This window comes from Mycobacterium sp., assembly GCF_050701675.1.
Taxonomy (GTDB): Bacteria; Actinomycetota; Actinomycetes; order Mycobacteriales; family Mycobacteriaceae; genus Mycobacterium.
This window is the reverse complement of sequence record NZ_JBOGDD010000447.1, coordinates 1-13993: the sequence shown is the minus strand read 5'-3', so window position 1 is coordinate 13993 and position 13993 is coordinate 1. Positions and strand designations below refer to the sequence as shown.

Genomic DNA, 13993 nt, shown 5'->3' with positions numbered 1-13993 from the left:
CAGGCGGCGCGTCCGAGTCAGGCGGCGCGATCGTCCTGCGACTTGACCAGCCGCGTCAGTCCGTCGGCTCGAAGCTGCGCGAGCCGCACCGCGGGCGCGCCCAGCTGGGTGGCCAGTTGCCCGGCCAAACCCAGTCGCACGTAGGACGTCTCGCAGTCAACCACGACCGCAGCCGCACCCTCCGCGACGAGCATCGCCGCGGCGGTCCGAGTCCGCCCGAGTGGATCGGGGCCACCCGTCGCCCTGCCGTCGGTCAGTATCACCACCAGGCTGCGACGCGCGCGGTCCCGTGCCTTCTCCCGCACCACCACGTCCCTGGCCGCCAAGAGTCCTTGCGCCAGCGGTGTCTTGCCTCCGGTGTCGAAGTGCGCCAGCCGCCTGCTGGCGATGTGCACCGACGACGTGGGCGGAAGGAGCATCTGCGCCTGCTGTCCACGGAAGGTGACGACGGCGACCTTGTCCCGGCGTTGATAGGCATCCCGCAGGAGCGAGAGCGTGGCCCCACCGACGGCGGACATGCGATCGCGCGCCGCCATCGATCCCGACGCGTCGACGACGAAGATCACCAGATTGCCTTCACGCCCTTCACGAATCGATCGACGCAGGTCGGCGGGACCGAGGCGGAGACGCCCCGGTCCGGTCTGCCTGGCCGCCGCGGCCAGCAGCGTGCCGAAGACGTGCAGCCCGTGGCCGGCCTCCGGATCGTCGGTGGCCGACACCGGGGTGCCCATCCGATTGCGCGCCCTGGAGCGACGACCTGGCGCGCCCTCCCCCACTCCCGGCACCACCAGCGCCTTGGCGCGGAAGGTGGCTGACGGGGCGGCGTTGGGTCGCGAGCCACCGGACGGCGATTTACGCTGCGGTGCAGCGTCATTGGCGGCCTCGGCGCCAGCACCGTCAGTCGCTCCTCCCCCGCCACCCGGCGGGTCGGGCTCCGGTTCGGGTTCGGGTTCGGGGTCCTCAGCTGTTTGGCCTGCCTGCTGCATCGCGTCGTCGAGCTGATCTGGGTCGAGACCGGGATCGTCGAACGGGTCACGCCTGCGCCGGTGCGGAAGCGCGAGCTCGGCGGCGACCCGGATGTCCTCCTCCTCGACGAGATCTGCGCCCCGCCAGGCGGCGTGCGCGACCGCCGTCCGAGCCACCACGAGGTCGGCGCGCATTCCGTCGACGTCGAACGCCGCACAGAGCGCCGCGATGCGCCGCAATTCGTTGTCCGGCAACACCACCGCGCCGACGACGCTGCGCGCCAATGCGATCCGGCGGGAGAGATCGACGTCATCGGGGGCGTAGCGCGCGGCGAAACCGTCGGGGTCGGCCTCGAAGTCCATGCGTCGCCGGATCACCTCGACGCGGGTGTCCACGTCGCGGGACGCGTAGACGTCGACCGTCAGGCCGAACCGGTCGAGCAGCTGCGGACGCAGTTCGCCCTCTTCGGGATTCATGGTGCCGACGAGCATGAACTTGGCCTCGTGACTGTGCGAGACACCGTCACGCTCGACGTGCACCCGGCCCATGGCCGCCGCATCGAGCAGGACGTCGACGAGGTGGTCGTGCAGCAGGTTGACCTCGTCGACGTACAGAACCCCGCCGTGCGCGCGCGCCAGCAACCCTGGCGAGAACGCATGCTCGCCGTCGCGCAGCACGCGCTGCAGGTCCAGCGATCCGACCACGCGGTCCTCCGTGGCGCCGATCGGCAGTTCCACCAGCCGGGCCCCCTCGTCGACCGCGGAGAGCACCTGGGCCAAACCACGCACCGCCGTCGACTTCGCGGTGCCCTTCTCGCCGCGGATCAGCACGCCGCCGATCTCGGGCCGCACGGCGCACAGGATGAGCGCCAGCCGCAGTCGGTCCTGCCCGACGAGGGCGCTGAACGGATACGGAACCGGGTAGGTCGGCGCGGCAGGAGACGACGTCATCCGGGCTCAGCCCACGCCGCGGGATCCGGCGCGCAACATCGGGATGTGGGGAATCCCGTCGTCGAGGAACTCGTCGCCGTCGCGGACGAAACCGTGCTTGGCGTACATCTCCTCCAGGTATGTCTGCGCGTTGATGCGGCAGGGGTCGTCACCGACCTCGGCGAGCGCGGCCTGCATGATGCGACTGGTATGGCCATGACCACGCTCGCTGCGCTTGGTGCACACCCGTCCGATGCGAAAGACCTTCTCGCCGCCCGGATGTTCCTCCATCAGGCGCAGCGTCGCGATGACCTTGCCGTCGGGACCCTCCAACCAGAAGTGCCGTGTCTCGGCCAGCAGGTCGCGACCGTCCAACTCCGGGTACGGGGTGGCCTGCTCGACGACGAAGACCTCGACGCGCAGCTTCAACAGCTCATACAGCGTTGAGGCATCGAGGTCCTTGGCCCAGCTTCGCCGCGGCGCGACCGTCATACGGGGACCGCGGGTGCGTCCGTTGCCTTCTGGTCGAGCTTGAGCACCTTCGTGCCCCATGCCCACACTTCCTCGAACAGCTTGGGCTCGCCTGACAGCTCAGTGCCGAACGACGGCACCATCTCCTTGAGCTTCGGCACCCAAGACGGGAAACGGTCGGCGAAGCAGCGCTCCATCACGTCGAGCATGGCCGGGACGGCAGTCGAGGCGCCCGGCGATGCACCGAGCAGGCCCGCCAGGCTGCCGTCGGCGGCCGCGATCACCGTGGTGCCGAACTCCAGCACACCACCTGCACCCTTGCGCCGAATCACCTGAACCCGCTGACCCGCGACGTCGAGCTCCCAATCGGAATCGACGGCGCCCGGTGCGAACTCCCGCAGCGCGTCCACCCGGTCACCCTCGCTGAGCCTGAGTTGGCCGACGAGGTAGTTCACCAGGCTCATCTCGGTGAGTCCGACGCCGAGCATCGAGCCCAGGTTGTTCGGCTTCACCGAGAACGGCAGATCGGTGACCTTGCCCTGCTTGAGGAACTTCGGCGACCAGCCCGCGAACGGACCGAACAACAGCCAGGACTTACCATTGATCACGCGGGTGTCCAAGTGCGGCATCGACATTGGCGGCGCGCCCATTGGCGGCTGGCCATACACCTTGGCCTGGTGTGCGGCGGCCAGGGTCGAGTCTCCGGTACGCAGGAACTCGCCGCCGACCGGGAAGCCACCGAATCCCTTGGCCTCCGCGATGCCGGACTTCTGCAGCAGTGGCAGGGCGCCGCCACCGGCGCCCACGAAGACGAACTTTGCGCTGAGCTTGCGCTTCTGCCCCGTGCGACGGTTGACGACCTTCAGCGTCCAACTGCCGTCGGACTCCTTGCCCAGGTCACGCACCTCGTGGCCGAAGAGCGTCGTCATGCCGCGTTGAGCGGCGAAGCCGGTGAGCTGTCTGGTCAGTGAACCGAAGTCGACGTCGGTGCCGTCCGTAGTCCAGTTGAGAGCGACGGGCTCGGAGAAGTCGCGCTTGGCGGCCATCAGCGGGAGCCGGCGGGTGAACTCGTCCTCGTCGTCGATGTACTCCATCGACGCGAAGAGCGGGTTCTCGACGAGCGTCTCGCGGCGGCGCTTGAGGTAGTCGAGATTCTCCGCGCCGTGCACGAAGCTCACGTGTGGGATGGGGTTGAGGAAGCTGCGCACGTCCGGCAGGACGCCGTTCTCCACCGAGTGGGCCCAGAACTGTCGCGACACCTGGAACTGTTCGTTGACGTGGACGGCCTTGCTGATCTCGACCGACCCGTCGGGGCGTTGCGGGGTGTAGTTCAACTCACACAGCGCGGAGTGGCCCGTCCCCGCGTTGTTCCACGGATCGCTGCTCTCGGCGGCGGCACCGTCGAGCCGCTCGATGAGCGTGATGGACCAGTCGGGCTCCATCAGCTTCAACAGAGTCGCCAGCGTCGCACTCATGATGCCCGCGCCCACCAGCACGACGTCGGTCTTAGCTACCTCAGACACCTGATCCTTGACCCTTCGTGGTCGCACACCCGCTCGTCACGGCTTCCTGTCTCACCAGGTTATCCCGTGGTATCGGTCCGCAATCGCTCGGCCGACATCCTGGCCACGTTCCTCCGGTCACACCCGATGCCCGCCTAGAGTTGGGGCCGTGACACCGAAGGAACCTGGCGGGGCGCCCGCATGGGAACCCGACGTGCTGCCCGGCTATTGGCAGCTGACCCTGCCGCTGGGCCGCGATCCGCATGGTGAGGGTCAGCTGGTGGCCACGCTGGTGCGCCGGGGCGACGGCCCCCGTGGCAGGCACGCGGTGTTGGCGCTGCACGGCTACACCGATTACTTCTTCAACACCGAGTTGGCCGACCACTTCGCCGAACGCGGGTTCACCTTCTACGCGCTGGACCTGCACAAGTGCGGCAGGTCGCGCCAGCAGGGGCAGACTCCGCACTTCACCACGGATCTGGCGAGCTACGACGGGGAACTGGATCGCGCACTCGCCGTCATCGCGGCCGACGGCGACGGTCACGAACCGGTCGAGGTCTGTGTGTACGGCCACTCGGCGGGCGGGTTGATCGCCGCGCTGTGGCTGGACCGCATGCGGCGCCGAGGAACGTTGTCCCCCGTCGGTGGACTGGTGCTCAACAGCCCGTTCCTCGACCTGCAGGGGCCCGCAATCCTGCGGACCGCGCCCACGTCGGCCACGCTGATCGCCCTGGCCCGATTGCGCAAGCTGCACGTCATCCGCAAGCCCACGCTCGGCGGCTACGGCAGCAGCCTGCACCGTGACTACGCAGGCGAGTTCGACTACGACCTCGACCTGAAGCCGCTGGGCGGGTTCCCGATCACGTTCGGCTGGATCAACGCGATCCGCAGGGGCCAGGCCAGGCTGCACCGGGGGCTCGACGTCGGCGTGCCGAACCTCCTGCTGCGCTCAGGTCACAGTGTTCTCGAAACGCCCGACCCGGAGTCGATTCAGCGCGGCGACGCCGTGCTGGACGTCAAGCAGATCGCCCGGTGGGCGGGCTGTGTGGGCAACCGCCAGACGATCGCACCGATCACCGACGCCAAACACGACGTGTTCCTGTCACTGACCGAGCCGCGCGCCGATGCCTACCTCGAATTGGGCCGCTGGCTCGATGACTACCTCAGCTCTGAATCACGGAGCGACACAACACACTTCGAACGGGGCTAGCTGCGTGGAACACTTCGATCTGGCAATCATCGGCACAGGTTCTGGCAACAGCATCCCCGACGAGCGTTACGCCGACAAGAGGATCGCGATCTGCGAGCAGAGCGTCTTCGGCGGTACGTGCCTGAACGTCGGCTGCATCCCCACCAAGATGTTCGTCTATGCGTCCGAGGTCGCCAACACCATCACGCACGCGTCGCGGTACGGCGTGGACGCGCACGTCGACGCAATCCGGTGGCAGGACATCGTGTCCCGGGTGTTCGGCCGCATCGACCCGATCGCGCAGGACGGTGAACGGTACAAGCGCTCGCTGCCCAACATGACGGTGTACGGCAGCCACACCAGGTTCACCGGCGTGTCGGACGACGGCAGATACCTGCTCCGCACCGATGCCGGCGACGAGTTCAGCGCGGATCAGGTGGCGATCGCCGCGGGTTCGCGGATCAACGTGCCGCCTGCGGTCGACGAGTGCGGCGTCGAGTACTACACCAGCGACACGGTCATGCGGATGGACTCGCTGCCGGAGCACATGGTCATCGTCGGTGGCGGATTCGTCGCCGCCGAGTTCGCACACATCTTCTCCGCGTTGGGCGTTCGGATCACCATCGTCGTACGCGGCAGCTCCCTGCTGACGCACTGCGACGCCGCGGTGTGCGAGAAGTTCACCAAGATCGCAGGTGACAAGTGGCATCTGCGCACCCACCGCAACGTGATCGGCGCCAACACCGACGAGTCGGGAACCGAGCTGGTTCTGGACAACGGCTCGACCGTGCGCGCCGACGCCCTCCTGGTCGCCACCGGCCGAATCCCGAACGGCGATCTGCTCGATGCCGAGCTCGCCGGAGTCGTCGTCGAGGACGGTCGCGTCATCGTGGACGAATTCCAAAGAACCTCGGCGCGTGGCGTCTTCGCGCTCGGTGACGTGTCGTCGGAATATCAGCTCAAGCACGTCGCCAACCACGAGATGCGAGTGGTGCAGCACAACCTGGTGCGCGACTGGGACGACACCGCCTCCATGCGGGCCTCCGATCACCGGTACGTGCCGTCGGCCGTCTTCACCGATCCGCAGATCGCCATGGTCGGCATGACGGAGGACGAGGCGAGGGCAGCGGGTTTCGACGTGGTCAGCAAGGTGCAGAACTACGGCGACACCGCCTACGGCTGGGCCATGGAGGACCAGCACGGAGTCGCGAAGCTGATCGGTGACCGCGCGACGGGCAAGATCCTTGGCGCACACATCATGGGTTACCAGGCGTCCTCGATCATCCAGCCGATCATTCAGGCGATGAGCTTCGGCCAGACCGCGAAAGAGGTTGCCCAGGGCCAGTACTGGATCCATCCGGCGCTACCGGAGGTCATCGAGAACGCGCTGCTGGGCCTCGTCGACTAGGCGACTTCGGCGCGTTCGGTTGCGTTCACCGCAACGGACCGCGCCCAAATCACGACCGGTCCCAGCGTTCCTCGACCCGGCCGAACCGCCAGACCGCGAGCGCGCCCAGCCAGACCACGACGAAGATCCCGACGATCACGAATCCGACGGACTCGAGGTCGGCAGAGCCGATGACGGCCAGCGGCCCCGACTCGATCCCGAGACGGTCGACGAGCAGTCCGATGAGCACGATGACGCCGATCACCAGGGCGACGAACACCGAAAGCACGGTGACGGTGAGGTTGTAGTAGACCTTGCGGATCGGCTTGAGGAAGGCCCACCCGTAGGCGCGTGCCATGAAGATCCCGTCGGCCGCGTCGAAGAGGCTCATCCCCGCCGCGAAGAGGACCGGTAGTACCAGCACGGCGTACCACGGCAGCGTGAATGCGGCGGTACCCGCCGCGAGCACCAACAACGCCACCTGCGTCGCGGTGTCGAAGCCGAGTCCCATCAGCAGTCCCACCGGATAGAGATGCCACGGCTTGCTGACTCGTTTCATGACCCGGCCGAGCAGCCTGGCGAGGAAGCCGCGACTGTTCAGCTGGCGTTCCAGCTCGGCCTCGTCGAAATCACCCGTGCGCATGCCGCGGAACACCTTCGCGATGCCGACCACCGCGAACAGATTGGTCAGACCGATCAGGATGAGGAAGGTGCCCGCCACCAGGGAACCGATCAGGCCGAGCGTCTGCAGCATCGAGGAGTTCTCGTCCTGGACCGGACCGACCAACGCCTTGACACCCAGCGCCAGCAGGAACGCCAGCCCGAAGACGACGCTGGAATGGCCGAGGGAGAACCAGAATCCCGCCGAAAGCGATCGCTGCCCCTCGCCGACGAGTTTTCGGGTGGTGTTGTCGATGACCGCGATGTGGTCGGCGTCGAACGCGTGCCGTACCCCGAGGAGGTAGGCGGTCACTCCGAGGCCGACGCCGAAAACGCCCGTCGACCCGAGCGTGATGTGTTGCGGAGCCACGCCGAACACCAGGACTCCCCAGCCGAAGAGGTGCAGGAACAGCACCACGGCGCCGAGGCCGGCGATCGTCAGCCAGTCAGTGCGGTCGAGTCGGGTGACGACGTTCGGTTTCGCTAGGGAATCCGGTGACGCACTGACGACCACGTGCCCTCCAAACGCTGGAAAAGATGTGACTCGACACTATGTCGCGGCCAGTCATCTGTCTAGCTGTTCAGATGGGCAGGTCGGTACCTACCCGTGCGCGGCGCCGATCCAGTGCAGCAGATCGTGCACGATGTGGTCTTCCAACCGATAGCTCGCCGCGCGACCGACCCGGGTCGAACTCACCCAGCCCTGCTGCCTCAGCACCCTAAGTGCTTGCGAGACGGAGTTTTCCGATCGTGCCACGACCGCGGCGAGGTCGCTCACGCAGATCCCGGGCGCGCGGTGCAGACACAGCAGGATCTCGAGCCTGTTGGGGTCCGACAGCAGGTCGAAGCGCTGCGTCCAGCCATGGATGTCGACGTCGGCGAGCGCCGACGACGCGTGTCGCACCACCGCCTCGCCGCCGGTCTCCATGTGTGCAATTTAGTCCATGGGTGGGCGGTGGGAGGACGATGTCAATCCAGGAAGCCGTGCAGTAGGGCCGCGGAGCCCCAGATGTGTGCGGTCATCGTCGCGGCAGCGCCCTCACCGTCGCCGGCGAGGATCGCGATCACGATCGCTTCGTGCTGCTCGTCGGAGTGCGCGATGTTGCGGGACAGCAGCGGGATGTGGTCGAGCAGCTCGTTGAGCTGCATCCGGTTCTCGGCGACCAACGGCACCAACGAAGGCACACCTGCGGTCTCGGCGATGGCCAGATGCAGGCGCGAGTCCAGCCTGCGGTAGTCCTCCGGTGCCGCTCCGTTGGCGTCGGCGAGTCTGCTCCACAGCGTCTCCCGTTCGACCGCGGTCAGCGTCCGGCCCGCCGCCAACCGCGCTGCCCCCACCTCGAGGATCTCGCGCAACCGCAGTGCATCGTCGATGTCGGCACGGCTGAAGCGTGGCCCGTCGGCGCTGGGGGCGGGCAGGTCCTCGGCAAGGAACGTGCCGCCGTACCGACCACGCCGCGACACCAGATAGCCGGCGTCCGACAGCGACTTGATGGCCTCGCGAACCGTGTCGCGGCTGACGCCGAGCCGGGTAGCCAGTTCTCGCTCGGGCGGCAGTGACTCCCCGGGTTCGAGCACACCGAGCCGAATGGTCTCGAGCAACCGGCCGACGGTGTCCTCGAAGGCGTTGCCGAGCCGCACCGGCCGCAGCAGCGCCTCGCTGGCAGGCAGCGGATCCGATTCGGCGGTCATCGTCCTGGCCTCAACTACAGCGGCGTCACGTAGTGGCCGCTGATGCCCCCGTCGACCAGGAAGGTCGACGCGGTGATGAACGAGGCATCGTCACTGGCGAGGAACGCGACCGCCGCGGCGAGTTCCTCGGGCTCGGCGAACCGCCCGACCGGAACGTGCACCAGCCGCCGCGCCGCCCGCTCCGGATCCTTCGCGAAGAGTTCCTGCAGCAGAGGCGTGTTCACCGGTCCGGGACACAGGGCGTTGACGCGGATGCCCTGGCGAGCGTACTGCACGCCGAGCTCGCGCGACATGGCCAGCACCCCGCCCTTGGACGCGGTGTAGGAGATCTGCGAGGTCGCCGACCCCATCACTGCGACGAACGACGCGGTGTTGACGATCGACCCCTTCTGCGCAGGCACCATGTGACGCAATGCTGCCTTGCAGCAGAAGAACACCGACTTGAGGTTGATGTCCTGCACCCGGTCCCACGCGTCGATGCCGGTGGCCTCGATCAGGTCGTCCTCCGGCGGGCTGATGCCCGCGTTGTTGAAGGCGATGTCGACCGAGCCGTGAGCCTCCGCGGCGGTGTCGAACAGATTGTCCACGGCGGTCTGGTCCGAGACGTCGACCCGAACGAAGGTGCCATTCAGATCGTCGGCGACGCTCTTGCCCGTGGCCGGGTCGATGTCCCCGATCACGATCGTGGCGCCCTCGGCCCGCATTCGCTTGGCGGTCGCGAGCCCGATGCCGCTGGCGCCGCCGGTGATGACCGCGACCTTGCCTGCGAGCCGCTGGGTCAGATCCATCTAGATTTCTCCAATCGCAAAGAAGACGTTCTTGGTTTCCGTGAAGTGCAGCGGCGCGTCGGGGCCCAACTCGCGGCCAAGACCCGATTGCTTGAATCCGCCGAACGGGGTGTTGTACCGAACGGACGAATGCGAGTTCACGCTCAGGTTGCCGGATTCCACTGCTCGGGACACCCGCATCGCCCGCGAGAGGTTGTCCGTCCAGATCGAGCCGGACAGACCGTACGGGGAATCGTTGGCGAGCTCGATCGCGTCGGCCTCGTCGGTGAACGGCAGCACCGTGACGACGGGGCCGAAGATCTCCTCGGTGACCGAGCGATCGGTCCGCTGTGGAGTGAGAACCGTTGGTGGGAACCAGTATCCGGGCCCTGATGGTGCGGAACCCTGAAATGCAATGGGCGCGCCGTCGGGGACGTAGGATGCGACGGTGTCGAAGTGCGGGCGCGACACCAGCGGCCCCATCTCGCTGTCCCGCGATGACGGATCGCCGACGACGAGACCCTTCACCGCAGGCTCCAACAGCTCCATGAACTTGTCGTAGACGTTACGCTGAACCAGGATGCGACTACGGGCGCAGCAGTCCTGTCCCGCGTTGTCGAATACGCCGTACGGCGCGGTGGCCGCGGCCTTCTCCAGGTCACAGTCGTCGAAGACGATGTTGGCGCTCTTGCCACCGAGCTCCAGGGTCACCCGCTTCACCTGCGCGGCTGCGCCTGCCATCACCTTGACACCCACCTCGGTGGAGCCCGTGAAGACGATCTTGCGGACGTCGGGGTGACTGATGAAGCGCTCCCCCACCACCGAGCCCTTGCCCGGCAGAACCTGGAACAGTCCGTCGGGCAACCCGGCCTCTCGTCCGAGTTCGGCCAACCGCATGGTGGTCAGCGGGGTGATCTCGGCGGGCTTGACCAAGACGGCGTTGCCAGCGGCCAGCGCCGGTACGAAACCCCACGACGCGATGGTCATCGGGAAGTTCCACGGAGCGATCACGGCGACGACGCCGAGCGGCTCGTTGAAGGTGACGTCCAGGCCACCGGCGACGGGAATCTGCTTGCCGGACATGCGCTCCGGGCTGGCCGAGTAGAACTGCAACACGTCGCGGACGTGTCCGGCCTCCCACTCGGCGTTGCCGATCACGTGTCCGGAGTTGGCCACTTCCAGCGCCGCCAGCTCATCGACGTGGGCATCCACCTGCGCGGCGAACGACCGCAACGCACCGGCCCGCTCGGCGGGCGCCAGCTTGGCCCACTGCTTCTGTGCGGACTTCGCACGAGCCACCGCGTCGTCGACCGCGGGGACGTCGAGCTGCTCGACGGTGCGAAGCACCTCCTCGGTCGCGGGATTGATCAGTGTCGACGTGCTCACGCTGTGTTCCTTTCCTTGACCGCTACCTTGGACGTTGAGTAAGCCGCTGCGGCCTGAACCACACTGGAGAAGAGCCGCAGATCGTCGAGACGTTCCTCGGGGTGCCACTGCACCGCAAGCACGAACGTCTGGCCCGGTATCTCGACGGCCTCGATCACCCCGTCGGTATCCCACGCCGTGGCGATCAGTCCCTTGCCGAGCTCGGCGATGGCCTGGTGGTGGTAGCACTGGGCGTCGGTGGACTCGCCGATCAGCGCGGCCAGTCGGGTCCCGGGAACGGTCTGGATCGACGACGTGCTGAACGCGGCGTTGCCCAGCTGATGTTGGTTGTGACCGACCACGTCGGGCAGGTGTTGGTGCAGCGTCCCGCCGAGCGCGACGTTGAGCACCTGGGCGCCGCGACAGATGCCGAGCAAGGGCAGTCCCCGCGCCAATGCCCCACGCACCAAGGCGAATTCCCACGCATCCCGATCCAGCGCCGGTTCATCCGTCTTCGGATGCGGAGCCTGGCCGTAGGCGGCGGGGTCGACGTCGCGCCCGCCGGTGATCACCAAGCCGTCCAGCCCGTCGAGAACGCGCCCGACGATCCCGTCGTCCACGGGCTGTGGCGGCAGCAGCGTGGCGATGCCCCCCGCCCGTGTCACGCCCTCGACGTAGATCGCGGGCAGAAAGCTCGCCTGGACGTCCCACACCCCGGTCTGGGCCTGTTGAAGGTAGGTGGTGAGCCCAATCACCGGCCGAGCAGACGCGCTCGAATTACAGTCGTTCGAAACCACGTCGCCTCTCCCAATCGGTGACCGCAGAATTGAAGGCCGTCAGCTCGACCCTGGCGTTGTTGAGGTAGTGCTCGACGACCTCGTCGCCGAACGCCTCGCGCGCCACCGTCGACTCGGCGAACAACGCCGCCGCTTCGGCCAGTGTGGTCGGGAGTCGTTCCGCGCCACTGGTATATGCGTTGCCAGCGCATGCGTCGGGCAACTCGAGCTGCTGATCGATGCCGTGCAGACCCCCTGCGATCAACGCGGACACGGCGAGGTATTGGTTGACGTCACCGCCAGGCGCCCGGCACTCCATCCGCATGCCGTGCCCGTGGCCGACGACCCGCAGCGCACATGTGCGGTTGTCCATCCCCCACGCGACCGCGGTCGGCGCGAAGCTCCCGTCCACGAACCGCTTGTAGGAGTTGATGTTCGGTGCGTAGAAGAGCGTCAGCTCACGCAGAGTGGCCAGCTGGCCCGCGATGAAGCTGCGGAACATCGGCGACATGCCGTCCGGGGCATCGTCGTCGGCGAACACGGCCGAACCATCCGTTCCGCGGAACGAGAGGTGGATGTGACAGCTGTTGCCTTCGCGCTCATCGTATTTCGCCATGAACGTGAGGCTCTTGCCGTGCTGATCGGCGATTTCCTTCGCGCCGTTCTTGTAGATCGTGTGGTTGTCACAGGTGACCAGTGCGTCGTCGTAGCGGAACCCGATCTCCTGCTGACCGAGGTTGCACTCGCCCTTGACGCCCTCGCAGTACAGCCCGGCGCCCTCCATGCCGACGCGGATGTCGCGCAGCAGAGGTTCCATCCGGGTCGAGGCCAGCATTGCGTAGTCGATGTTGTAGTCGGTCGCGGGAGTCAGGTTGCGGTAGTCGGACTTCCAGGCGTCGCGGTAGGTGTCGTCGAACACCATGAACTCGAGTTCGGTGGCGGCCACCGCGCCCATGCCCCTTTCGGCGAGCCGGTCGAGTTGTGAGCGCAGGATGCTGCGCGGCGCGGGAACCACCGGGCTGCCGTCGTGCCAGCCGAGGTCGGCCATCACCAGAGCGGTGGCAGGCAACCACGGCAGAAGCCGCAGCGTCGAGAAGTCCGGCGTCATCACCATGTCGCCGTAGCCGGCTTCCCAGCTCGACATCGCGTATCCGTCGACGGTGTTCATGTCGACGTCGACGGCCAGCAGATAGTTGCAGCACTCGGCCCCGTGCGCGATGACGTCGTCGACGAAGAGCCGAGCCGAGATCCGTTTGCCCGTCAGCCTGCCCTGCATGTCGGTGAAGGCGACGATGACGGTGTCGATCTCGCCTGCCGCCACCATCTGCTCGAGTTCGGCCAGCTGGAGCATGCCGGATCGAGCGCTTCCCTTACTCATGAGCCCTGCCTCTCAAACCGACGAACATGGCTCGAAGTCAACCATTGGATTCGTGCCACCGGGCAATCCCTTCACACATTTACACAACCGTCACTGCCAAAGGTAGGACACCAGACCATTGCCACTCTATTGTGCTTACTCAGTGAGCGCTCTCGGAGAGCGCTGCCCCGAGAAGGAGACCACCGTGCCAGAGGGTCATGAAGAACTGTCTGACGACGAAAGACACCTTGCGTCACTCGGCTACACGCAGGAGTTGAACCGCTCCTGGTCCGGCTTCAGCAACTTCGCGATCTCGTTCTCGATCATCTCGATCCTCGCGGGTTGCTTCACCTCGTTCGGTCTCGGCTGGAACAACGGCGGCCCGGCCGCGATCGCCTGGGGCTGGCCCATCGTATCGGCCTTCATCCTCGTCATCGGGCTGTGCATGTCCGAGCTGGTGTCCGCCTACCCCACCTCGGGCGGCATCTACTGGTGGGCGAGCAAACTCGGCGGCGCGAAGGCCGGCTTCTACACCGGCTGGCTGAACTTGATCGGGCTGATCGCCATCCTGGCGTCCGTGTCCTACGGCTGCGCGACGTTCCTCGATCTGACGCTCGGCACGTTCAGTGAGACCTGGCTCGCCGGTTACAGCTTGACCAGGACGTTCATCATCTTCCTGATCATCCTGGCGGCGTCGGCGACCATCAACATCTTCTCCAGCCACCTGCTGGCCATCATCAACAACGTCTCGGTGTGGTGGCACGTGGCCGGTGCCGCGATCGTCATCGGGATCCTGATCGTGATTCCCAAGCAGCACGCCAGCCTCTCCGACGTGTTCGCCAAGACGATCAACAACAGCGGCATGTTCGGCGGCTCCACGTCTGGTATCGGCTGGCTGCTGTTCGTGCTGCCGATCTCGGCGATCCTGACCC

13 protein-coding genes are annotated in these 13993 nt (G+C 66.7%); 3 read left to right on the top strand and 10 right to left on the bottom strand.

The features are described 5' to 3' along the window. Window positions 1–17 precede the first annotated feature (17 nt). From ACRDUX_RS13520 to mqo, 3 genes are read right to left on the bottom strand one after another with little or no spacing between them, the layout of a single operon-like run. Window positions 18–1916, bottom strand: a complete 1899-nt coding sequence (locus ACRDUX_RS13520) for a magnesium chelatase subunit D family protein (RefSeq protein ID WP_526414538.1) — start codon at window positions 1914–1916, stop codon at window positions 18–20. 6 nt (window positions 1917–1922) lie between these two features. Continuing rightward, entirely contained in the window at window positions 1923–2387 is a 465-nt protein-coding gene (locus ACRDUX_RS13515; RefSeq protein ID WP_526414537.1) for a GNAT family N-acetyltransferase, read from the bottom strand. Then, the gene (mqo, locus tag ACRDUX_RS13510; RefSeq protein WP_526414536.1) at window positions 2384–3889 is read right to left on the bottom strand and encodes a malate dehydrogenase (quinone); all 1506 of its coding nucleotides are present in this window, start codon (window positions 3887–3889) and stop codon (window positions 2384–2386) included. The genes ACRDUX_RS13515 and mqo overlap by 4 nt, the downstream gene beginning before the upstream one ends. Before the next feature lie 148 nt (window positions 3890–4037). On the opposite strand from mqo, the gene ACRDUX_RS13505 reads away from it, so the two are divergent. Both ACRDUX_RS13505 and mtr read left to right on the top strand, forming a co-directional pair. Beyond that, entirely contained in the window at window positions 4038–5078 is a 1041-nt protein-coding gene (locus tag ACRDUX_RS13505) for an alpha/beta hydrolase (protein ID WP_526414535.1), read from the top strand. Window positions 5079–5082: 4 nt separating this feature from the next. After that, on the top strand, window positions 5083–6465 hold the full coding sequence (gene mtr / locus ACRDUX_RS13500; RefSeq protein WP_526414534.1) for a mycothione reductase: 1383 nt from the start codon (window positions 5083–5085) through the stop codon (window positions 6463–6465). 49 nt (window positions 6466–6514) lie between these two features. Here mtr and nicT read toward each other — a convergent pair whose 3' ends face one another. The 7 genes from nicT to ACRDUX_RS13465 form a co-directional block, all read right to left on the bottom strand. After that, window positions 6515–7618, bottom strand: a complete 1104-nt coding sequence (nicT, locus tag ACRDUX_RS13495; protein WP_526414533.1) for a Nickel transporter NicT — start codon at window positions 7616–7618, stop codon at window positions 6515–6517. 87 nt (window positions 7619–7705) lie between these two features. After that, window positions 7706–8032 (bottom strand): ArsR/SmtB family transcription factor, encoded by a 327-nt coding sequence (locus tag ACRDUX_RS13490; RefSeq protein ID WP_526414532.1) that lies wholly within the window; start codon window positions 8030–8032, stop codon window positions 7706–7708. A gap of 41 nt (window positions 8033–8073) precedes the next feature. Beyond that, on the bottom strand, window positions 8074–8796 hold the full coding sequence (locus ACRDUX_RS13485) for a FadR/GntR family transcriptional regulator (RefSeq protein WP_526414531.1): 723 nt from the start codon (window positions 8794–8796) through the stop codon (window positions 8074–8076). 14 nt (window positions 8797–8810) lie between these two features. Next, a complete protein-coding gene (locus ACRDUX_RS13480) occupies window positions 8811–9584 on the bottom strand; it encodes a 3-oxoacyl-ACP reductase (RefSeq protein ID WP_526414530.1) in 774 nt (257 codons plus the stop codon). Continuing rightward, window positions 9585–10949, bottom strand: a complete 1365-nt coding sequence (locus ACRDUX_RS13475; RefSeq protein ID WP_526414529.1) for an aldehyde dehydrogenase family protein — start codon at window positions 10947–10949, stop codon at window positions 9585–9587. It lies immediately after the preceding gene. Next, on the bottom strand, window positions 10946–11683 hold the full coding sequence (locus ACRDUX_RS13470; protein ID WP_526414528.1) for a gamma-glutamyl-gamma-aminobutyrate hydrolase family protein: 738 nt from the start codon (window positions 11681–11683) through the stop codon (window positions 10946–10948). Before ACRDUX_RS13470 ends, ACRDUX_RS13475 begins: the two co-directional genes overlap by 4 nt. A 22-nt stretch (window positions 11684–11705) precedes the next feature. Beyond that, window positions 11706–13055: a glutamine synthetase family protein gene (locus ACRDUX_RS13465; RefSeq protein WP_526414553.1), complete on the bottom strand. Its 1350-nt coding sequence runs from the start codon at window positions 13053–13055 to the stop codon at window positions 11706–11708. A gap of 211 nt (window positions 13056–13266) precedes the next feature. Here ACRDUX_RS13465 and ACRDUX_RS13460 point away from each other — a divergent pair. Then, a partial coding sequence (locus ACRDUX_RS13460) for an amino acid permease (RefSeq protein ID WP_526414552.1) occupies window positions 13267–13993 on the top strand: 727 nt, incomplete at its 3' end.

Bases quoted from the DNA above. Each gene is read 5' to 3' on its own strand.
- ACRDUX_RS13465 (WP_526414553.1), bottom strand. From the start codon at position 13,055: ATGCTCCAGCTGGCCGAACTCGAGCAGATGGTGGCGGCAGGCGAGATC.
- ACRDUX_RS13520 (WP_526414538.1), bottom strand. From the start codon at position 1,916: ATGACGTCGTCTCCTGCCGCGCCGACCTACCCGGTTCCGTATCCGTTC.
- ACRDUX_RS13485 (WP_526414531.1), bottom strand. From the start codon at position 8,796: ATGACCGCCGAATCGGATCCGCTGCCTGCCAGCGAGGCGCTGCTGCGG.
- ACRDUX_RS13515 (WP_526414537.1), bottom strand. From the start codon at position 2,387: ATGACGGTCGCGCCGCGGCGAAGCTGGGCCAAGGACCTCGATGCCTCA.
- ACRDUX_RS13480 (WP_526414530.1), bottom strand. From the start codon at position 9,584: ATGGATCTGACCCAGCGGCTCGCAGGCAAGGTCGCGGTCATCACCGGC.
- ACRDUX_RS13490 (WP_526414532.1), bottom strand. From the start codon at position 8,032: ATGGAGACCGGCGGCGAGGCGGTGGTGCGACACGCGTCGTCGGCGCTC.